This window comes from Pseudomonas sp. JZ134 (assembly GCF_051027695.1).
Classification (GTDB): Bacteria; Pseudomonadota; Gammaproteobacteria; order Pseudomonadales; family Pseudomonadaceae; genus Chryseomonas; species Chryseomonas luteola.
Map to the genome: position 1 here is coordinate 688,659 of NZ_CP069250.1, position 20,377 is coordinate 709,035.

Below are 20,377 nucleotides of genomic sequence, written 5' to 3' on the forward strand. Positions count from 1 at the left end.
TGAGGTTGGCCAAGCGCAGAATGCCGTCGCGCCTGGCCAGAAAACGTTACAGGCCGAACGGGTAGGTCTCGTCTGCCGAGCCTGCCGCTTCCGAGTCGCCCAACGGCGTAACGGCCTGGGTTTCCTCAATCCAGACGAAGGCATCGAACTGATCGGCCAGTACCGTTTCGAAGTAGTGGCTCATGCGCTCGGTTTCAGGCCGGTAGATGACGCCGATGGCGCGGTTGAGATTTAGCTCACCCAAGGCCTCACGCAGATCCTCTCGCCGGAAGTCCCGCCAATCAGTAAGAGACACCGGTACACCCGCCTTCAGGAAGCGATGTTCCCAGCTGTCGTGACGGGAAGGACGAACCTGCTTGATATACATCTCGCCATCCCAGTCGTCTGCTGCCGCGACGGTTCCCCGGTCAGTGCCCATACCAATCAGGACGGCCTCCCGCTCGTAGGCGCTGCGGCACAGCTGACCAATATTGAATTCACCGCGCCAGCCCATGGCAGTCGCATCGGCATTGCCCACATGGGAGTTGTGTGCCCAGACAATGGCCTTTGCCTCCGGGCCACGGTGCTCCAGAAGGGTTTGCAGGGTATCGAACATATGTCGATCACGTAGGTTCCAGGAGGCGACCGAACCGCGGTACATCGCCCGATAGTATTGCTCAGCCACCCGGACCACTCGAGCGTTCTGCTTGGCGTTGAACAAGTCTTCTTCATCCTGCGCAAGCTCTTCAAGCCGGGTGGAGAGCAGGCTGTGCAGCTGGTTGACGACTGCGTCTTCGCAGGAGTCCTTTCCGGCGCGCTCTACCAGATGACCATAGATAGCCGGCTCGTCCTGCCAACGGGAAAGACAGCTATAGCGCTCCCGCGCCTGCTTCGCTAGTTCCGGGTCGGTCTTGCCCAGGTAATCCAGCACCTCGGCGATGGAGTTGCGCAGGCTGTAGACATCCAGACCCCGAAACTCTACCCGGTCCTCAGGGGCTCGTTGCTCGTTATAGCCGCGTAGCCATTGTGTAAAGGCTTCTACGTCCGTATTACGCCACATCCAGGTGGGGAAGCGCTTGAAGCCCGTTGCCTTCCAGTCATCGTCTGTTCGCCCGCGCACGTAGCGATCTATGTAGCCGGCGTCCGGCCAGTCCGCCTCGACGGCCACGATCGAAAACCCATGGTGCTCGATCAGGTGGCGGGTGATGGCGGCGCGGGTCTGATAGAAATCAGATGTGCCGTGACTGGCTTCGCCGATCAACACTACCCGTGCATCGGCGTAGCGATCGAAGAGAGGGCCAAAATCAGGGCTTTCCAGGTCCGGAAGCGGTTCTGCATAGCGCCTGAGCATGTCGATCGTGTGTTGATCCGAGGTGGATGATCGACGCAGGAAGCGTTGCAGTCGTTCTCTGGCCGGTGCGCTCATGGTTGTTACCTCGCGAATGCAGTGAGGCCCTTTATCCATGGGCGGTAGGGTGCGGTCATGCCTATATCAGAGACAGGGCTCGGCAGGGGGATGTTCCAGCCATGCGACCAACGCACTGGTGTCCAAACCAGTCATCGGCAGGGGCTCCGCTTCGTTGCGACATTGTTACAGACGCACGGTCAACCGAATTCATCCTGCAATCACGAGGAGGACCTCTATGTCATCCAATGTCGAGGTGTTGGACCGAACCATTCAGCAAACGAACCTGTGGCTTGACGATATTGCCACGCATCTGGGCGCTCCTGATCGACAGACGGCTTATCATGCCTTGCGCGCCGTACTGCTTTCGGTACGAGACCGTATCGGAATCGATAACGCGGCTCACCTGGCTGCCCAGTTGCCCCTCATGATTCGCGGCATTTTTTATGAGAACTTCCATCCGGCGGGCACACCTACCCAGGAAGAAACCCAGGACGCCTTCCTGAAAAAGATCAGCAGCCTTGTATCGCCCTCAATCGATCTGGATCCGCACAGGGCGGCCAAGTCGGTGCTACGTGTCCTGTATGAGCGTATAGACCCCAACGAAGTCGCCAAGGTCGCCAGCCTGTTCCCCATGCCGCTGCGTAGCCTTTGGCCGGAAGACACCGGTGTGCCCGGCACTCGGGAAGGGGAAGCGTAAGATGCACATCAATGTTGAAGAGCTGGACCAGTCCGTAAAGCAGGCCTTGCAGTGGATCGCGGACGTCGATGAGCGCATGGGAACTCGAAACCGGCGTCTTGCCATGACCTCTTTGCAATGCACGCTGCAAGCGGTCCGTCGGCAGCTCGATCCTGATCAGGTCGCGCGTCTGGCCAAGTGTCTACCCATTCCATTGAAGGGGGCTATGTTCGAGAACTGGCGCCCGGCAGCACCTAGTCCGGCTACAAGCCGTAGCGAGTTTTTGGGCCGCATTGAGGAAACCGTTTTTCGCAACCTCGACATTTCGGTCGAGCGCGGCGTCAAGGCGTCCCTTGAAGTGATGTGCAAGAGGATACCGGCTGAAGTCGTGGCCGAGTTTGCCGGACGCCTGCCATTCGACCTGCGCAGTTTATGGAGCAACGAGCCCTTGCCCTATCCAGGACACGGAGCGGTTTGAGTTTTTTCAGGTAATTGACCCAATGCGGCTCAAGTTCTGGAAAACCGCGTCGATACAGTGATCAGGCAGGCAGCTTTCCACCCTCCTTCGCTGCCTGACTTCTTTTTCTGCCCCACCTGTTGGGGCTTTTTTTTGCCCGTTAAAAGGCGCGGACCATTGCGCTCAGGACAACAGGCAGAACGCTGTACTAGTGGCTCGCGGCTCCTCTGCGGCCCGCCCACATCACGCACCACAGTGGGAGGGGAAGGGTAGTGATCAGCAGAACCCACAGCAGGGTGTAAACCGAGTCGACGCCTTCGTTTTGCAGGTTGATGAACAGCTTGACTGGAATCCCCTGCGGGAAATAGCTAAATACCAGCACGATACCAAACTCGCCTATCACCCTTACCCAAGTAATGGCCAGTGCAGCGGCCAGTCCGCGGGCTGCCTGGGGTAGGGTGAGCCGCAGAAAGATCTGCCAGGTACAGGCCCCCAGCGTTCTACCGGCTTCTTCGGTCTCGACCGGCACCTGCTCAAATGCCGAGCGAGCCGACAGTACAAAGTAGGGGAGTCCGCCGTAAATTTGTGCCAGGACAAAGGCGGCTGCGTTGTTATTGAGTTCAAGGCCAATGGCAGAGAGCACTTCCCCCAGCGAACCATAGGCTCCGTAGGCAGATACCAACAGGATACCCAGCGCCAGGGGCGGCGCCAGCAGCGGCACGAGAACAGCCACTTCCACTGCGCCTCGCCACACGGATCGAGTCCTGGCCAGCCATACGGCCAGAGGCAGGCCAAGCAGAATGATTACCGGCAATGAGATAGCGCTCATACCCAGTGACACGGCCACTGCCTGGCCATCGCCATAGGCAAGGTGAAAGCCTGACCAGGGGGTGACCAGTACCAGTGTCATGAAAGGGATGATCAACAGAAGGACCGCCGGTATCCCCAACCAGAGCGCGTTCAACTCAGATCGACCCACCTTTCGGGCGGTCATAACCGTTTTTCTCGAACAGCGCCTGGCCTTCCGGACTCTTCATGAACGCAATGAATTGTTGAGCCTGTTCAGGATGAGGTGCGTTTTTTAACACGGCGGCATAGAACACCAGCGGCTGGGTATGGAGTGTCTTGCGCTTGCCTTGCGGGTCGGTAATCTCGAAGCTGGCTTGGTTGTACCAGTCTGCCTCCATGGCCGGATTGCTCAGATTGATCTCGTCCGGCAACTTGATATAGGGCAAACCGGCTGAGCGCGTAGCACTTTCATAGCCGGAGGCTGCGTCGACCTGACCGGCTTCCAGCCGCGTCAGCAGCCCACCTTCGGCAAATACCTGCTGCGGATTTCGCGTGTCGCCCAGTACCTTTTCAGCCAGATCAGGCTGATGGTAATACCGGCTGGCCAGCATCAGTGTGAAGATAATGTTTTGTCCCTGTGGGTCGGTTACCGGATCAGTGCGGCCAAAGCGCAGTGATGGTGTCTGCAGGACTTTCCACCAAGGAGTCGCCTGCGTCGGATTTTCACTGGCGGCGCGAAATGCCTCGGCATATTTTCCCTTCGGGTTGTAGGCGATCACCATGCTGGTACTGGCGACCGGTTCGGCGGTATCGACCAGCCCAGCCTTTTGCAGAACGGCAATCGGCCCAGGCGTGATGGATACAAAAACGTCCGCTACCACTTTCCTGGACGCCAACAAGTTGGCCATGCCATAGGCGCCCTGGCCTTGTCCCTGGTAATTGACCTGTTCACGTTGCGCGAAAGCCGGGCCAAGCGACTTGTCCATCACCACGCCCATCGACCCTGCATAGGTCACACGAAAATCATCAGCCGCATGGGCGGGGGAGGTCGAGAAGAGGAGCGACACAAGTGTAACGCCCAGCAGGCGTGAAGGAATAAGAGCTTTCAGAGTGAGGTTCATCATGCATAATCGCTATATAGTTAGCTATATAACGATATGGATTTTCAACGCGCTGTCAATGAACGTGACGGCGCTAGCGCTGAACGTGCTTGAGACCACCTGTTCGAAAGCGGTTGGAAGAGCACCTTTTTGCAGGCAATAAAAAAACCCGCCGAAGCGGGTTTTGCTGACCATACTCGACATCCCTGGCAAGCTGCCATCCTGGCGTGGTCATTCGTCCTTGATCTCCCTGAGCGCTTCCTGCGCTGCAGTCCGATGTGTGTAGATTACGCAGGATAAGGCGCGGGCAATAGCGCTGACTACAGGCATGCGATGTAAGCCTTTTGCTATTGCGTGAGTAAGACGCCTGTAAGTCGACCGTTAGGGCTTCTTCTCGTCAGAGGCTCTGGCAGCGGGTGCCAGTTCCTGCTTGACGCCCTGCTCGCTGGCAGGGCTGGACACGGCGCCTTGCGCCTGCTCGTTGGTAGGCTGACTGCCAGTCTTGTTGTCTTCGGAAGTCTTTTCACAGGCGGCCAAGCCAAGTGCACTGGCCAGCAAGACGGCAGAGGCAAGAGTCTTGTGCATGATGTTGTCCTCGGATGGGTGCGTTATTTCGAGCCTGCACCCGAAGGCGAGTTCCTGAGCGATCCTCCGGCACTTTCGTCCATCTGCTTTAATGACGTAACGACGAATAGAGGGAATGCTGCATGAGAATCGCATGGATACTACTGTTGGTGACAGTGGCAGGATGCTCGAAAGTGTCTACCCCAACGGAGTCCGCAGATACCCCGGACTGGTTAAAGGCCAGGATCAAATCGCTACAGGCGCTGCCTGAGGCCAATCCGCCCAGACGTATTTTCAGGACGACGTTTGAGGGAGAGACCGCTTATTACGTTTCTCCAGCCTGCTGTGACATACCCAGTGAACTCTACCGGGCTGACGGTACGTTATGGTGTTATCCCAGCGGTGGCATCGCCGGTGGTGATAGGCGCTGCCCTGCGTTCAGTCTGGATCGCCAGCGCATGGAGCCTATCTGGCAGGACGAACGTTCCTCCAAGGCCAGCCGTACGCCTGCCAAGAACTAGGGTGCTGTTTTACTCTTGAGCCTGAGCATCGGCAAAAGTGATTGCCCGCGTACGGATCCTGGCGGCTACGGCCTTGAAATACCGTTTAGCTGATCTATTCCTCAGAAATATTCTAGACGGCTGTGTTTGTTTTGGCCTGTGGTAGACTAGCCAACTCTTTGTTTTTAAAGGAAATCAAGAGGCACGCCCATGCCGAATCGGTATAGGGCAGATAGGAGCGGCATTAGACGGTAGTGTCTCGTCAGCCAATGATGGCCGCCTTTTTGCGCCAATTCTCTTTTTCTGGCGCCTTCCATTACAACGCCAAAACTAGAACAACGGGGATATACATTCATGTCCAAGCCCAAGCTTAGTCTTGCCTGGCAGATTCTCATCGGTCTTGCCCTGGGAATTGCAGTCGGAGCGCTTCTCAACCACTTCAGCGGCGAAAAAGCCTGGTGGATCGACAATGTTCTCAAGCCAGGCGGCGATATCTTCATTCGCCTGATCAAGATGATTGTCATACCCATCGTGATCTCCACCCTCATCGTAGGCATCGCCGGGGTAGGGGACTCGAAAAAGCTGGGGCGCATCGGCCTCAAGACCATCGTGTATTTTGAGATTGTCACCACGATTGCCATTGTGGTGGGACTGATGCTGGCCAACTTCTTCCAGCCTGGCTCAGGGATCGACATGTCTACCCTGGGTACGGTGGATATCTCCCAGTACCAGAAGACCACGCAGGAGGTTCAGCACGACCATGCGCTCGTGGCGACCATCCTCAACCTGATCCCTTCCAATATCTTTGCTGCGGTGGCCCGTGGCGAGATGCTGCCCATCATCTTTTTCTCGGTGATGTTCGGACTGGGCCTGGGCGCGCTGCCTGACAGTACGCGTGAACCCGTGGTTCGTGTGTTCCAGGGCATTTCCGAAGCCATGTTCAAGGTTACCCACATGATCATGCGCTACGCGCCCATCGGTGTGTTCGCGCTGATTTCGGTAACCGTGGCCAACTTTGGTTTCTCCTCGCTGCTGCCGCTGGCCAAGCTGGTGATCCTGGTTTATGTCGCCATCCTGTTCTTTGCTCTGGTGGTGCTAGGACTGGTGGCCAGGCTGTTCGGCTTCTCGGTGATGAAGCTGATCCGCATCTTCAAGGACGAGCTGATCCTGGCGTATTCCACGGCCAGTTCCGAAACCGTACTGCCGCGTATCATCGAAAAAATGGAAGCCTATGGTGCGCCCAAGTCGATCAGCAGCTTTGTGGTTCCGACAGGGTATTCCTTCAATCTGGACGGCTCGACGCTGTATCAGAGCATTGCCGCCATTTTCATCGCCCAGCTTTATGGCATCGATTTGAGTCTTGGTCAGCAGCTTCTGCTGGTCCTGACCCTGATGGTGACCTCCAAGGGCATCGCCGGTGTACCGGGTGTGTCCTTCGTGGTGCTGCTGGCTACCCTGGGCAGCGTGGGTATTCCATTGGAAGGTCTGGCATTCATTGCCGGTGTGGACCGCATCATGGACATGGCGCGTACGGCCCTGAACGTAATCGGTAATGCCCTGGCGGTTCTGGTTATTGCCCGTTGGGAAGGTTTGTACGACGCTGAAAAAGGCGAGCGTTACTGGAACTCCCTGCCGCATTGGCGTCATGATAAGACGCAGGCATACGGCAACATGACCAAGTCGGATATTGCACAATCCTGATCGAAGAGAAGCCGCTGAAAAGCGGCTTCTTTTTTGGGTGCAGATTGGTGATCGGCCCGTTTTTCGTCTGTCAGGATACCTTGCTGAGCGAGATGAATCCGATGTTTTCCAGGGCCGAAGCGATCATGGCACCGGTTTCTTCGAGCTGGCTGGCAAGGTCATCGCTCGAAACCCGCATTGACCACTCTTCCTCTTCAAGCGGCGGCCAGGGTTGTTCAGGGCTGGCCTCTACCTGATCCACTGCATTCAGGAAGGCACCCAGGTCTGGCAGGAAGACGGTATAGCCATCCCCCTTGAGCGCCATGGTACGAATGCCCAGCAAACGGCAGATTTCCGCCTTTGCGCCTACTTCTTCGCGGTCCGCCTGCCGGGAGCGCTCGATCAGAGCTGCCAGCTCTGTATCCATGAGGCGCCCCCCATGAATCAGCTCAGGGCCGGACTGCCAGGTTTCAGGCGCGCAGTCCTTCAAATCCGGGCGCAGCGGAATATGCGGATTGATTTCCATTGGGTAGATCCGGCAGACCAGGGGGCGACGCTCATAGATCGAACAGCGATTACTGTCGTCCAGGTTGCGGCACGGGCCAACGTTATACGCGGCGAAGGTGATAGAGACGTAGGCCTGTGTATTGCCGCAACGAACCGGTAGCGAACGGCGCTGTACATGCTCACGCTGGTTGACGGGCACTCCGTAGCCATTGTCCAGAAAGCCTTCGACCAGAATGATCAATTGGCCGCCATCGGTTGCCCAGGCCTTGGCTTCCTGAAGCGTCAAAGGGACGTGATGATCGTTGCAGCACTTGCCGCAGCCGTTACAGGCGAATCGAGTATTCATGTCGGACCCAGAACTGGTTGAACGAGCGGCGGAAAACAGGCACCGCCGCCAGGAAAACCTCTTCCGAGCAATTAGCGCGCCAGCCTTGCAAGGGCTGGCGAACCTGTTAGTGCTCGATCATCTCGCGGATACGGATGGCCAGCTTTTCCACAGCAAAGGGTTTGGTGACCATTTCCATACCGGGCTCCAGAAAGCCGCTCGCCAGCGTCGCGTTTTCAGCATAGCCGGTAATGAACAGAACCTTCAGGTCGCTGCGTAGCTCGCGGGCGGCATCAGCCAGCTGGCGACCGTTGAGGCCGGGCAAGCCAATGTCGGTGATGAGCAGATCGATAGGCTGGGATGACTGAATGATCTTGAGCCCGGACGGTCCGTCATGGGCTTGCAAGGCCTTATAACCCAAGTCCTTGAGGACCTCGACGATCAGCTCGCGAACAATGGGCTCGTCCTCGACAATCAGCACCGTCTCACCGTGCTCGGTGCGGTAGGCATCGGTCAGGCCTGTTTCTTCGCGATCCTCTTCGTGCGAGCCCTGAAAGCGCGGTAGATACAGTTTTACCGTTGTACCAATGCCTACTTCAGAATAGATAGTGGCATGGCCCTCGGACTGGCGAATAAAGCCATAGATCATCGACAGGCCAAGCCCTGTACCTTGTCCGATGGGCTTGGTCGTGAAGAAGGGATCAAATGCCCGCTCGATGACTTCCCTGGGCATGCCGACGCCGGTATCGGTTACGGAGATGCACACATACTGTCCAGGCTTTATATTGCGTTGCCGTGACGTATAGGCCTGATCCAGATGGGCATTGCAGGTTTCGATCACGAGACGGCCGCCGTTGGGCATGGCATCGCGCGCATTGATCGCCAGATTGAGGATGGCGCTTTCCAGCTGGTTGGCATCGCATAGGGTGATCCACAACCCGCCCGCAGTGACCATCTCCATCTGAATGCTCTCGCCCAGGGTGCGATGCAGGAGGTCTTCCATCGAGACGACCAGCTTGTTCACATTGACCGGCTTGGGGTCCAGCGGCTGTCGGCGGGCAAAGGCCAGCAGGCGATGAGTCAGCGCGGCTGCCCGGTTGGCAGAGGTCATCGCGGCCTTGGCGTAACGCTCGATGGCCTCGACACGGCCTTGGGCCAGGCGGGTCTGCATGATATCGAGCGAGCCGATGATGCCGGTCAGCAGGTTGTTGAAATCATGGGCGATGCCACCCGTCAGTTGTCCCAGCGCTTCCATCTTCTGCGACTGACGCAAGGCTTCTTCGGCCATTCGCAGCGCTTCGGCCTGCTCCTTTTCCGCGGTGATTTCTCGGCCTACGGCATGGATGAGCGTGCCATCCGGAACGGCAATCCAAGACAGCCAGCCGTAGCTGCCATCCTTGCGCAGATATTGGTTTTCGAAGCGCATGGTGGTGATTCCCTTGGCGAGACTTTCTGTCTCGGCCAGGGTGCGCTGCCTGTCATCAGGATGGGTAAAGTCGAAGTAGGAGCGGCCAATCAGCTCCTTTTCGTTCCAGCCAAACAGTGTTTTCCAGGCCGGGTTGGCCGCCGTAATGGTGCCATCGAAGCGGGCCACCAGCATGACGTCTGTTGACAGTCGCCACATCCGGTCCCGGTCGGCGGTGCGTTCGGCTACCTGCGCTTCCAGCGTCTCGTTCAGCTTGCGCAGTGCCTGCTCCGCCTCCAGGCGCTTGAGTACGGCCCCGGCCGCGCGCGCCAGCGCTTCAAGCGTAGCAATCTCGGCCGGTTCAGGCGTATGGAGTCTGGCCCAGTACGCGCCGATGGCAGCGGTAGCGCGTCCATCGCTGACCAGGGGCACCATCACGAGGCTCTTGATGAAGGTAGGCGTGTAAAAGCGTTTGATCAGCCTCGGATCATCCTGCACATCGGGAATCACTGCTGTTTCCAGGTGAGTCATGGCCCAGCCGGAGATGCAGTCGGTAATGGCGAACCGTTGACCCTTCCACAGCGGTTCAGGCGTGATCTCGGCAGCGTAGAAACACTGATCGCCTTCGCGCAGCACAATCGCGACCCCATCGGCATTGGAAAGCCGACGTGCTGCATGACTCACGATCTCGATCAGCTCCTCCAGCGTGTGGGCGGAAGGTGCTTTCTCGATGGCCTCGGACAGCAGCTCTAGGCGATTGCTGCGCTCATGTGCCAATTGCTCGGCCCGCTTGCGTTCGGCCAACTCGTTCTGGGCCTTGCGGAAGAGACGGGCATTGTCGATGGCAATGGCCGCCTGACCGGCAATGCCATCCAGCAGGTATTCGTGCTCTTCGGTAAACATGCCGGGCTCGGCGTGGCCAAACAGCATGCCGCCCAGTACCTCGCCGGAGCGTGAAACCACCGGGACGGCCAGATAGCTGCGCACTGGCAAATGCCCTTCAGGCATTCCAGCATGGGGGGCGCTTTTTCCGTAACGGGAGTCCTGGGTGATGTCATCAGAGCGTACGATGCCCTCGCCCTTGAAGGTTGGCGCAAAGACGGCGGTGTTACGCGGCATGGGAAAATCAGCAAACGCTTCGCGCGGTACACCCGATAGCGCATACAGCATGTAACTTTCACCCTGCTCGTTCAGCACGTTGTAGAAGAACGCGCCGAACTGCGCATGAATCAACGCAACGGCTGCATCGGTCGCTTCCTGCACCAGCTTGTCCAGGTCCAGTTCGGCAGCCAGGCGGGCACCAATCCGGTTGAGAATTTCAAAGCGATCCACGTCTGGAGTGAGCGCATCCTGCGGCATGATTGAATTGAGTTCGACATCCAACATGTAAACGGCTCTACAACGGGGCAGGCAGAAACAAAGCCGCCGGCTAGCGGGACCTTGGGTATATGAGGAGGATGTTGGGCTGCTTGACGTGGCTTCGCTCTGTTAAAAACAGGCCGCAGGGCGCGCGTGGGCGATCAAGGCGCGCAGCTACTCATCAGGCTTACCAACAACTTCATCTACAGCCGATGGGCATTGGGCGCGGAATCTACTGGCAGGAGGGGAGGCTGGCAATACAGATCTGACGATCGTCACAGTTTTATGGTCTCAAACCATTTCGTTGTCAGGTGGGGGATGGCCTCCAAAGAGGCCATCCAGATGCTTAGAAGCGCAAGCTCAGGTTGGCTTTGACATTCTGATCAGTGGTATCGCTGCTGAGTTGGCCGCCGTAGCTGATCCCTACGCTGACCGTTTCGTTCAGGGCCATATCCACTGCGCCTTCGATAACGGCTGCGTTGCGAGCAATCGGTGCGCCTTCCAGGGTGAATGTATTGCCACCCTCGAACGCTGCCTTGTGCTCAGGCGTTACGTCGCCAAAGGCATGCCGCCACCCGAGAGTTGCGCTGGGCTTGAGTTGTACGCTGCCAACCGAGGCCGTAGTCGACGCACGCAAGCCCAGAGCGCTGAAGGTCACGTCTGTATCCTGGGATTTGTTATCCAGCGCCAGGGCACCGCTGCGCTCATGGAAGCTGTCGGTATGCACACGGACATGGGCAAGGCCCGCGAAGGGCTCCAGCGTCACCTGATCCTGCCTGATCAGATAACCCAGTTCGCCAAACACCTGCGTGGTGCCTGCATCATAATTAGGCGACAGCCGATCGGCACTGCCCAGAACGGACAGGGTGCGCTTGGCATCAATGTCATGCCAGGTGTGCGCCGCGCCCAGCTTCAGGCTCAGGGCATCCCATTGGGCGCCGGCGTACAGACCCAGATGATAGTTGTCGCTCTTGGACGAGCCCGAGGTGTGGCGCAGGTCGAAGTCACTGTGGCTATAACCTGCCAGCGCGCCCAGGCGCCAGGTATCGTTAAGCGGTGCATCAGCGCCGAACAGGATGCCGGTGGTGTGCGTATCCAGACCTGAGACGTTATGTGTGCTATCGGTCTTGCCCCAGGCGCCAAGGGCTTGCGTCCAGACCACACCCCTAGCGTTATCGCCCATCAGGTTCTGCATGCCCGGCGCGGTATCAGCTGCCGAGACCTGGGCATTATGCAGGCGATCCGTCATGGCGTTACGGACCAGACGGCTGTCCTCGACCAATGCTGTCTGGGTAGAGGCGTGCAGTTCATTCGACAGCGCACGGAAGGTCTGCTGCGCCGTCGCCGTGTCCAACTGTGCCACCTGATCCCACAACGCACTGCCAGCTACGATGCTATCCAGCCCAGCCGCAACGGCACGCTCGTTACGGGTCGTGCCCAGGGAGGCAAAGGCAGTGCTGTTGCGCTCCAGCGCCAACTCAACACCATTGGCAGAGTAGCTGAGCGTGGGCGTCAGGAAGGCATAGTTGGAGGTGACGTTGGCAAAGGTGCCGGTAACCCCGCCATTGGCTGTCAGGATGGAATAACGCGTCAAGGGTTGCCAGTTGCCGCTCTGGACCAGCGACAGCGTGCTGTTATCGATCGTGGCGCTACCGGTCGCGACGATGCGATCCGTCTGGCCGGCCTCGTTGGTTTCAACCTGATAGACCGCTCCATTGGCGAGCGTGACATTACCGTTCACGTTCAACTGTCCGACGGAGTTTCCGGGCGCGACGATGCCGCCCTGGGCCACGACGAGGGTGCCGACCGTACCGTTGCCACCCAGGGTCGCGCCCTGGTTGACGGTAACGGCAGAGTTGGCGAGGCTGCCGTTCACGGCCAGGCGGCCTTCGTTGACTGCTGTGGTACCCGAAAAGCTGCTATTGCCGGTCAGGTCCAGCGAGCCGGCTCCGGACTTGATCAGCGAGCCGTTACCGGCAAGGGTGTTGCCCATCGTATCGTCGACGGACTGGTCCAGCACAAGGGTGGCGTTGTTGGTGATGGCACCGCTGCCAAACGCGCGGGCATAGCCCCTGAGCGTACCGCCATTGATCGTCGTGCCGCCGGTATAGGTATTTTCGCCACTTAGCGTCAGCTCGCCGGTGCCATTCTTGATCAGCCCACCGCTACCGCTTATGTTATTTCGCCAGGCATCCTTGGCGTTGAAGCCGCCGAGGCTGGCATCCATGTTGACCGTTACGTCGGAGGTGAAGGCCCCGTAGCCATCACCAGCCGCCAACAGGTTCAAGCGGCCATAGCCGTTGGACTCATCGATGACCACATAGCCGGACGAGATTTCGGTACTGGCCAGCACATCACGACGCTGGCTGGCGTCCAGATAGGGGAAGCGGGTTTCCAGCAGCACTTCGGCATTGACCGGCACCACGGGCGCAAGGTCTGTCGGGCCTACCGGCGCAAAGCCATAGGTCATGCGTGAGGTATACAGCGCCTTGTCCTGCGCATGTTGCGAGAAGCGGTCCGTTGCCGGGTCGATTGGATCCATGCAGTTGTTGATATCGCCACCGCACTGCTCGGTGAAGTATGCCTGCGCCTGCTGAAAAGCCTCATTGCGAAGTTGGGCGTTATTGGTGAGGTTGTCGATAGCAAAGTAGGTCGCGGTGATACGGCCGCCTATTACATCGAACGGCGAATGCATACCTGCGACGATCCGGTTGTTACCTACCTCCGAGGCGCGCAGCATCAGTTCTTCGAAGCGCTGCGGGATGGCATAGCTCAGGGCAATCGAGGAAAGATAAGCCGCGTTGGTATGTCCACTGGGAAAGCCGCCGTCCGTTTCTGGAGTGCTGCTGCGAGCCGGCCGCAGGGAGGGCTGAATAATCTCTTCCTGGGTCTGGCGCCAGGGGCGAGGGTACTGATAGGCATTCTTGGCGGGTGTAGTGGATGCATCGTTGCGCACCGCACCGACCAGCTGGACAACCTTGCCCAGGGCGGATGAGGTCTCGCCTGCACCGTTGCCCTTGTCGTCGTATTTGACGGTCTGGTTGGAGTCGTCGAACGTGGTGATGGTGGTAAAGGCACCGGAACCTGCGCGGTATCCGTCCGCCAGTGAGCCCAGCCCATCGATGGCGCTATAGCTCTGGTTGCGACGGTCATCGTAATAGGCTGCGATTTCCTGCTCACGTGTCCGAGTATGGGAAAGGTCCACAACATACTGAACGTTACGCTGAAGAATCGGTGCCCCCAGCGCGGTCGGCGTACCGGTATTCCACGTGGCGCCGGGTGTCCAGAGCGTGTTGAAGCCAGACAGCAGGTCTACACCGTTAATGGCGTTGTTATCGGCACGACCGGCCGCTTGTACTGATGCAGCCAACAGGGACAGAACGAACGATGAAGCGACCACACACGAACTGACGTTTGACGGTCTCACTAACGACTCCTTTCATGTATCCGAAGCTTTACGAAAAGGTACAAAGCGGTACAAAGGTCGAGGAGCGTACGTAGCCAGCTTTTCAGTTCTGTGGCGGGAACATGACAATTGAGTTGTGCGATGATTTTTAGGCGGCCATGAAAAAGCCCGGTCTAGACCGGGCTTCATGCTGACGCAGACTGATTACTGCTGACCGAATACGCGCGTCAGGTGCGCTTTGTATTCGGCCTGATGGCGCTCGATGTCGGGCGCCTTGATGACATCATTCGCCAGATAGGTCGGCAGGGCCTCAAGACCCACAAACTGCTGTGACTTGTGGAAGGGGAAGTACACACCGTCCACACCTTTGCCTTCAAAGAAGTTACCCGGCTCGTCGAACGCTTCACGCGGTGCGTTCCAGGTCAGGGACAACATGTAGCGACGGCCCTGCAGCAGGCCACCGGTGCCGTACTGCTTGGTGGGATCGCTACGGGTACGACCGTCGTTGGCATATAGAGAGCCGTGGCCGGCGGTCAGGACCTCGTCCAGATACTTCTTGACGGTCCAGGGGGCGCCCATCCACCACCCCGGCATCTGATAAATGATGGCATCAGCCCACAGGTATTTCTGGACTTCAGCCTCAACATCGTAACCCGACTCGATCACGGTTTCCTTGACGGTATGACCCAGCTCGCTCAGATGGCCCACAGCCAGAGTGTGCAGGGTTTCGTTATAACGCCCTGCGGAATGGGCGAACGATTTGCCGCCATTGATCAACAAGATATTCATGAAAGCTCCCACTTAAACGGGTAGGGCGCAAAAGGGGTGCGCCAGAAAGCGGTACAGTGTCCTCCGCACATGCTTGTCGTTAAAGTAGATAAACTGGAAAAGATAATTGATTTGAAATCAAGAATGACGGGCGAAGGCAGGCATGAAAACCACGCTGGAAGAACATCTGGTATTCAAGACCGTTGTCGAAACGGGTTCTATAACCGCAGCGGCCGACCAGTTGGGACAAACCGTTTCGGGCGTGAGTCGCGCTCTTAGCCGCCTCGAGCAAAAGCTTGACACCACACTGTTACGTCGCACGACCCGGCGTCTGGAGCTTACCGATGAGGGACGGCATTTCCTGACCCAGGTCCGTGCCATCCTGGCCTCGGTCGATGAGGCCGAGGAGCAACTGGCGATCCGGCGGCAACGGCCGGCAGGCCGTTTGCGGGTAAATGCGGCACCGTCCTTCATGTATCACGTTGTCGTCCCGTTGGTGGGCCTGTTCCGTGAACAATATCCCGGCATTACGTTGGAGCTGGACACGAATGACCGCTTCATCGACCTGCTGGAGCAGCGCACGGATGTTGCTATCCGGATCGGCGAATTGCGTGACTCTACTCTGCACGCGCGACCGTTGGGGCAGAGCAGGCTCAGCCTGCTGGCCAGCCCGGACTACCTGAATAGGCATGGGACACCGCTTGCTGTCGCTGACCTGCATAAACATACCTTGATCGGTTTCAGCCAGCTTGATCACCTCAATCAGTGGCCGCTACCAAACGAGCGAGGCGCTACGCTGGCGGTTTCGCCCGATATATCCGCCTCAAGCGGGATGACGATTCAGGCATTGGCACTGGCCGGACAAGGAATTGTGTGCCTGGCGGACTATATGACACGGTCGGCTCGCGAGCAGGGTCTGCTTGTTCCGATCATGAGGGATCAAGTGCAGGACTCCTTTCAGATCATCAATGCGGTCTACTACCGCAATACCCAACTCTCACTGCGGATCACGCTGTTTCTGGACTTTATTGCAGAGCATTTGCGCGAGCGCTTGTAGTGTCTGTCGACCGGTAGCGATCGCTGTTCAGGCACTTCGGCCCGAATACAGCCTCCTAATAAAATGTTATCCAGAACAGGTGATGCCTATGAGCAACGCCTGTCCGTGCCTCGAAGGAGTTTGCCATGTACCGGATCGGCTTTGCCTGCAATTACCGCCATCCCGACAGAAGCCTGCCTGCAAAAGAGATCGAAGCCATCGAGCGGCTCTACAATGGCAAGACCACCACGCTACGTTGGCTGTCCAGCCAGACAACCGAGGCGGCCGAAGAGAAGCTGCTCTATGTGATCGAGCACAATCTTCAGGCCCAGATGCGTCTGTTGCAGTATGTCAATTCCTTGCCGGCTCACCTGCACATGATGCGCATGAGCAGCGATATCCTGCCGTTCTACAGCCATCCCAGTTATGCCTATTTCTACGACTCCACGGCTATCCGGGATTTCATCTCCGAACAGTTCCAAGGTATCGGTGACTATGCGCGTACCCATGACATTCGCCTCTCCATGCACCCGGGGCAGTATTGCGTGCTGGCCTCGGATAACCCGGATACGGTGGAAAACAGCATCCGCGAATTTGAATACCACGCCGATATGATCCGCATGATGGGCTATGGACGGCAGTTTCAGGATTTCAAATGCAATATCCACATTGCGGGCAAGCTGGGCGTCGAAGGCATCCTGCATATCTGGCCGCGCCTGTCAGACGTGGCCCGCAACTGCATAACCTTTGAGAACGAGGAAAAGAAATACGGTGTTGACGCCTGCCTTGAACTAGCCGACCACGCTCCGGTCGTTCTGGATATCCACCACTGCTGGATTCACGAAGGTCGCTACATCGACCGTCATGACCCACGGGTAAAGCGCATCGTCGAAAGCTGGCGGGGCGTACGTCCGGCCATGCACTACTCACAGTCCCAGGAGATGTTGATGGAGCTGGGTATCTCGGCTGACGAGAAGATTGAAATGGAACAGCTGCTGACTAAGGTCAACAAGCGTGACCTGTATGGTCACAGTGACCGGATGTGGAACCGCTGGTGTAACGAATACGCCAAGTCATTTCTAGACGAGTTCGACATCATGTTCGAAGCCAAGCACAAAAACCTCGCCGTGATCGATTTCTACGAACAGTACATGGTCCAAAAAGCTGCCTAGGTCTCAAACCTGGGCATTCTCCGGTTTCTGGCCTGCAAAGCCCCGTAAGCTGGCTATAGTCACTAGAACAATAATAAGAGGAGCACTGCCATGCCTGAACTCGCCCGTCGTGAATTCTGGAAAGAACTCCAGCCGATTCCCAACAGCTTGAAGCCTGATGCCAGGCCTGAGGTCTACATTGAGGACGCACCGACAGAAGACGAGCGCTATTACGTGCCGTTTACCGATACCGTCTCGAGTCGCCCGTTATGGATCTCGCCCTCCGAGAACAAGTGGTGCGATGTTCTCATGGCCAAACAGGCGGGCCTGGTGAACCGTCATTACCATCCCCATGAGGTTTTTGCCTATACCATCTCTGGAAAGTGGGGCTACCTGGAGCATGGCTGGACGGCCAGAGCCGGCGACTTCGTTTACGAAACGCCTGGCGAGGGGCATACGCTGGTGGCTTATGATTATGATGAGCCGATGCGGGTCTTCTTTATCGTCAAGGGCCCTCTGATCTGGCTGGATCAGGACGGCAACGCCGCGGGCTATTTCGATGTACACGACTATATCAAGCTATGCCGGGAGCATTTCGAGCGCGTCGGTATCGGCGCAGATTACGTCGATACCTTGTTCCGCTAGGTAAAAGCGCCCTGCGATCCTGCCTTGTAGGGCGCTACGTCATACCGGGACGTTCATATTGATACGACGCCATACCGCTTCGGCAAAGCTGTAGACCGCAAAGGCGATCAAACCCAGCGCAACCACCAGCAGAATGATATGGCCGAAAGGCAAGTTCTGAAGCCCGTTGAGAGCCTCCTTGATTCCCGGTGGGTGCATTGCATCGTAGCGTGAGCCACTGACAGCCAGCAGTACGGCAATCTCGATAAAGGCCACCCCCCGTGCAATCAGTCCGAATCGGGAGACGGGGCGTACCATGCGCATGACACCTTCATCCGCCTCGAAATACCGTTCGAAGGAGGCCTTCCACCCCTTGATGATATGGGCAATGCCTACACCCAGCGGAATCAGGGCTATCAGCCGTATCACTATATTGGAGTGGTCCCAGCTGAGCAGGTGTGAAAGAAAGTCCTGTGCCTGACCACCACCTCCAGAGCCTCCGCCCTCACCAGGAGTTTTGAAACCGCTGATCAGAAGGCCTAGGGCGAAGAGCGCCAGGAGGACATATGTCACGCCACTGGCGAGGAGCCCTGTACGGATCGTTAATCCTTTGAGATCCGTGCCGTGATGATCCGAATCTTGTAGAGCCTGTACGGTACGCCAGGCTGCAAAGGCTGCAAGCCCGATCACCACAATCCAGAGCAGGGTACTGCCGGACGGTTGCGCCAATACGGTTTGCAGGCTCTGATGACTGTCGACGGGCTGTCCTGAGCCTATGGCTGCCAGTAACGCGAAGCCACCGATAATGAGGTACACCACGCCTCGGGCAGCGTAGCCACCACGGGCCAGCCAGGTAAGGCCTCGGTTGGGAGTCATGCTGATTAGGTTTCCTGTAGTTATGAGGGATACAGGAAAAGACCCGGCGACTGAGGCGGCGGTTCGTATTCACGGCTGGGGTAGCAAGCCAAACGGACGAAAGGCGATTGGCCAGTATTTGTAGGAAAAAGCTTACAAGGACTCTCAGCGGTTGGCTCTAGGGGAAACGAAGGGAGAGGCGTAATCTATTTACATCGGAGCAGCGCACGGAAGCGCTCATGGTAGATCAAGGATCCGATATGACCGCCAGGATGGCAGCTTGACAGGATGTCGAGCATGGTCAACGAAACCCCGCTACGGCGGGGTTTTTCCGTTTCACCGCTGTTTAGCAGTCTATTCTCCGGGTCAGTCGACGTTCCAGACCGACGCGTCCTTTATACGTCCTGCCCTCATCGATCCATCCCTCTTTTAAATAGAGCCCCAGCGCTGATTCATTGTGGGCGTCTACTGCCAGTTGAATATGCCGGATATCGGGCCACTGCCTGCAGACCAGCTCGGGAAGCGCCCGCAGGCAGGCTTTGCCCAGCCCTCGGCCCTGTGCGCGAGCCGCGATTTGCAAGGCATGGAGCGAGCAGGCATCGGCGCTGACCCACTGGGGAGACAGGGGGGGCCGCTTGAGTAGAAACAGACCTGCCGGCAGGCCTGCTTCCAATAAGGCGAACCCTTGTACATGCCGAGGTGACTGCTCCTCAAGACTCACCAGTGCAGCCTCAGGCGTGCCTGAAAAGGCTATCTGTCCAGGGTGTAATTCAAGGCTGAGCAGCGCCTGGCGCTGGGCATCGTCAAGGGCGGTAATGGCTTCAATCAAAAGAGGGCCATCATTTCGTCGGACCTTTGAACCGTTAATGACCACTATCAATCCTGTCGATTTCTCAAGGTATCAATCACAGCGTACTGTGAAGTCTGGCTTAAGAGTAGATAGAGGTCCTTATGCCCATTGTTCAAATCATGTCAGTAGTAGGCAGTGCCGTACCTGCTGCGCTTCGGGAGGCCGGTTTTATGGTCTGCTGGTATCTGGTACGCAATGGCGAGCGCATCAGTGGTCCGTTCACGACGCGTCAGGAGGCACAAGTGCAAATGAGCACCTTGGCCGAGTTGCATACCGTCGCCTGATCAGGCGGTTCGTTTCAGCATTTCCCAGAGCCTGGGGTCGTTGAAGTCTGCTATTGCCAGATCAGCGCCGGCTGCCAGCAGTTCATCGGCTGTCAGTGTTGAGGTAATACCGACCGTAACGATTCCTGCTGCCTTGGCTGCCGTCAGGCCGGGAATAGAGTCCTCGAAAACCAGCGCCTGCCGGGGCTGGATCTCCAGCGTATTCAACGCAGTGGTATAGGGAAGGGGATCCGGCTTCGAACGTTCCAGCTCTTCACCCAGCACGACCAGGGGAAAGCGGTTTTCCAGTCCAAGCGCCTTGAGCATGTGGTGGACATTGGCACGCGGGGCATTGGTCACGATCGCGCGTTTCCATCCCTGTTGGTCCGCGTAGCTCAACAACGTTTCAAGGCCAGCGGTGGGCTCGAGTGTGTTGGCTAACTCACGCAGCAAGGCTTCCTTTTCGTTTGCAATCACTGTGTGCTCATCGGGCGTCTTGTCTGGATAGAGGTCTTTACAAACTGCGTCGTTGGCGCGACCCGAAATGTGACGCCTGAAGTCCTCTTCACTCAAGTTGCGTCCCTCGCGGGCCAGAAGTTGCTTCCAGGCCTGGTAATGAACCGGATCGGTATCAGTCAGGGTTCCGTCGAGATCGAATATCAGTGTATTGAGCAT

General features: G+C 57.6%; 19 protein-coding genes. 8 read left to right on the forward strand and 11 right to left on the reverse strand.

Going from position 1 to position 20,377, the window contains the following annotated elements; translation table 11 throughout:
• Positions 1–46 precede the first annotated feature (46 nt).
• Positions 47–1,405 (reverse strand): erythromycin esterase family protein, encoded by a 1,359-nt coding sequence (locus tag JQR86_RS03065; RefSeq protein ID WP_434154315.1) that lies wholly within the window; start codon positions 1,403–1,405, stop codon positions 47–49.
• Between the two features lie 217 nt (positions 1,406–1,622).
• On the opposite strand from JQR86_RS03065, the gene JQR86_RS03070 reads away from it, so the two are divergent.
• Both JQR86_RS03070 and JQR86_RS03075 read left to right on the forward strand, forming a co-directional pair.
• The gene (locus JQR86_RS03070) at positions 1,623–2,084 is read left to right on the forward strand and encodes a DUF2267 domain-containing protein (RefSeq protein WP_074822112.1); all 462 of its coding nucleotides are present in this window, start codon (positions 1,623–1,625) and stop codon (positions 2,082–2,084) included.
• Position 2,085: 1 nt separating this feature from the next.
• Entirely contained in the window at positions 2,086–2,541 is a 456-nt protein-coding gene (locus JQR86_RS03075) for a DUF2267 domain-containing protein (RefSeq protein ID WP_010795753.1), read from the forward strand.
• A gap of 187 nt (positions 2,542–2,728) precedes the next feature.
• Here the strand turns inward: JQR86_RS03075 and JQR86_RS03080 are convergent, their stop codons facing one another.
• From JQR86_RS03080 to JQR86_RS03090, 3 genes are all read right to left on the reverse strand, one after another.
• Positions 2,729–3,514 carry a molybdate ABC transporter permease subunit gene (locus tag JQR86_RS03080; RefSeq protein WP_407362320.1) on the reverse strand — a complete coding sequence of 262 codons (786 nt, stop codon included), beginning with the start codon at positions 3,512–3,514 and terminating at the stop codon, positions 2,729–2,731.
• Positions 3,486–4,433 (reverse strand): extracellular solute-binding protein, encoded by a 948-nt coding sequence (locus tag JQR86_RS03085; RefSeq protein ID WP_434154316.1) that lies wholly within the window; start codon positions 4,431–4,433, stop codon positions 3,486–3,488. Before JQR86_RS03085 ends, JQR86_RS03080 begins: the two co-directional genes overlap by 29 nt.
• Before the next feature lie 357 nt (positions 4,434–4,790).
• Positions 4,791–4,994, reverse strand: a complete 204-nt coding sequence (locus tag JQR86_RS03090) for a hypothetical protein (protein ID WP_010795748.1) — start codon at positions 4,992–4,994, stop codon at positions 4,791–4,793.
• A gap of 122 nt (positions 4,995–5,116) precedes the next feature.
• Here JQR86_RS03090 and JQR86_RS03095 point away from each other — a divergent pair, with 122 nt between their 5' ends.
• Entirely contained in the window at positions 5,117–5,494 is a 378-nt protein-coding gene (locus JQR86_RS03095) for a DUF6970 domain-containing protein (protein WP_407362318.1), read from the forward strand.
• A gap of 333 nt (positions 5,495–5,827) precedes the next feature.
• Positions 5,828–7,174 carry a glutamate/aspartate:proton symporter GltP gene (gene gltP / locus JQR86_RS03100; RefSeq protein WP_074822120.1) on the forward strand — a complete coding sequence of 449 codons (1,347 nt, stop codon included), beginning with the start codon at positions 5,828–5,830 and terminating at the stop codon, positions 7,172–7,174.
• 70 nt (positions 7,175–7,244) lie between these two features.
• Here the strand turns inward: gltP and JQR86_RS03105 are convergent, their stop codons facing one another.
• From JQR86_RS03105 to JQR86_RS03120, 4 genes are all read right to left on the reverse strand, one after another.
• A complete protein-coding gene (locus tag JQR86_RS03105) occupies positions 7,245–8,006 on the reverse strand; it encodes a YkgJ family cysteine cluster protein (protein ID WP_010795745.1) in 762 nt (253 codons plus the stop codon).
• Positions 8,007–8,112: 106 nt separating this feature from the next.
• Entirely contained in the window at positions 8,113–10,776 is a 2,664-nt protein-coding gene (locus tag JQR86_RS03110; RefSeq protein ID WP_407362317.1) for a GAF domain-containing protein, read from the reverse strand.
• A gap of 319 nt (positions 10,777–11,095) precedes the next feature.
• Complete coding sequence (locus JQR86_RS03115; protein ID WP_434154317.1) at positions 11,096–14,176, reverse strand: autotransporter domain-containing protein; 3,081 nt, start codon at positions 14,174–14,176, stop codon at positions 11,096–11,098.
• 183 nt (positions 14,177–14,359) lie between these two features.
• Positions 14,360–14,944 carry an NAD(P)H-dependent oxidoreductase gene (locus JQR86_RS03120; RefSeq protein ID WP_010795742.1) on the reverse strand — a complete coding sequence of 195 codons (585 nt, stop codon included), beginning with the start codon at positions 14,942–14,944 and terminating at the stop codon, positions 14,360–14,362.
• Positions 14,945–15,086: 142 nt separating this feature from the next.
• Here JQR86_RS03120 and JQR86_RS03125 point away from each other — a divergent pair, with 142 nt between their 5' ends.
• From JQR86_RS03125 to JQR86_RS03135, 3 genes are all read left to right on the forward strand, one after another.
• Entirely contained in the window at positions 15,087–15,980 is an 894-nt protein-coding gene (locus JQR86_RS03125) for a LysR substrate-binding domain-containing protein (protein ID WP_150346631.1), read from the forward strand.
• A gap of 125 nt (positions 15,981–16,105) precedes the next feature.
• Positions 16,106–17,131: a UV DNA damage repair endonuclease UvsE gene (gene uvsE / locus JQR86_RS03130; protein ID WP_219651076.1), complete on the forward strand. Its 1,026-nt coding sequence runs from the start codon at positions 16,106–16,108 to the stop codon at positions 17,129–17,131.
• A gap of 90 nt (positions 17,132–17,221) precedes the next feature.
• Complete coding sequence (locus tag JQR86_RS03135) at positions 17,222–17,755, forward strand: 2,4'-dihydroxyacetophenone dioxygenase family protein (RefSeq protein ID WP_010795739.1); 534 nt, start codon at positions 17,222–17,224, stop codon at positions 17,753–17,755.
• 39 nt (positions 17,756–17,794) lie between these two features.
• Here the strand turns inward: JQR86_RS03135 and JQR86_RS03140 are convergent, their stop codons facing one another.
• Both JQR86_RS03140 and JQR86_RS03145 read right to left on the reverse strand, forming a co-directional pair.
• Entirely contained in the window at positions 17,795–18,610 is an 816-nt protein-coding gene (locus JQR86_RS03140; protein WP_434154318.1) for a DUF1206 domain-containing protein, read from the reverse strand.
• 325 nt (positions 18,611–18,935) lie between these two features.
• On the reverse strand, positions 18,936–19,418 hold the full coding sequence (locus JQR86_RS03145; protein ID WP_434154320.1) for a GNAT family N-acetyltransferase: 483 nt from the start codon (positions 19,416–19,418) through the stop codon (positions 18,936–18,938).
• Positions 19,419–19,540: 122 nt separating this feature from the next.
• On the opposite strand from JQR86_RS03145, the gene JQR86_RS03150 reads away from it, so the two are divergent.
• Complete coding sequence (locus JQR86_RS03150; RefSeq protein WP_010795736.1) at positions 19,541–19,723, forward strand: hypothetical protein; 183 nt, start codon at positions 19,541–19,543, stop codon at positions 19,721–19,723.
• Here the strand turns inward: JQR86_RS03150 and JQR86_RS03155 are convergent, their stop codons facing one another.
• Positions 19,724–20,377: an HAD family hydrolase gene (locus tag JQR86_RS03155; RefSeq protein WP_312270443.1), complete on the reverse strand. Its 654-nt coding sequence runs from the start codon at positions 20,375–20,377 to the stop codon at positions 19,724–19,726.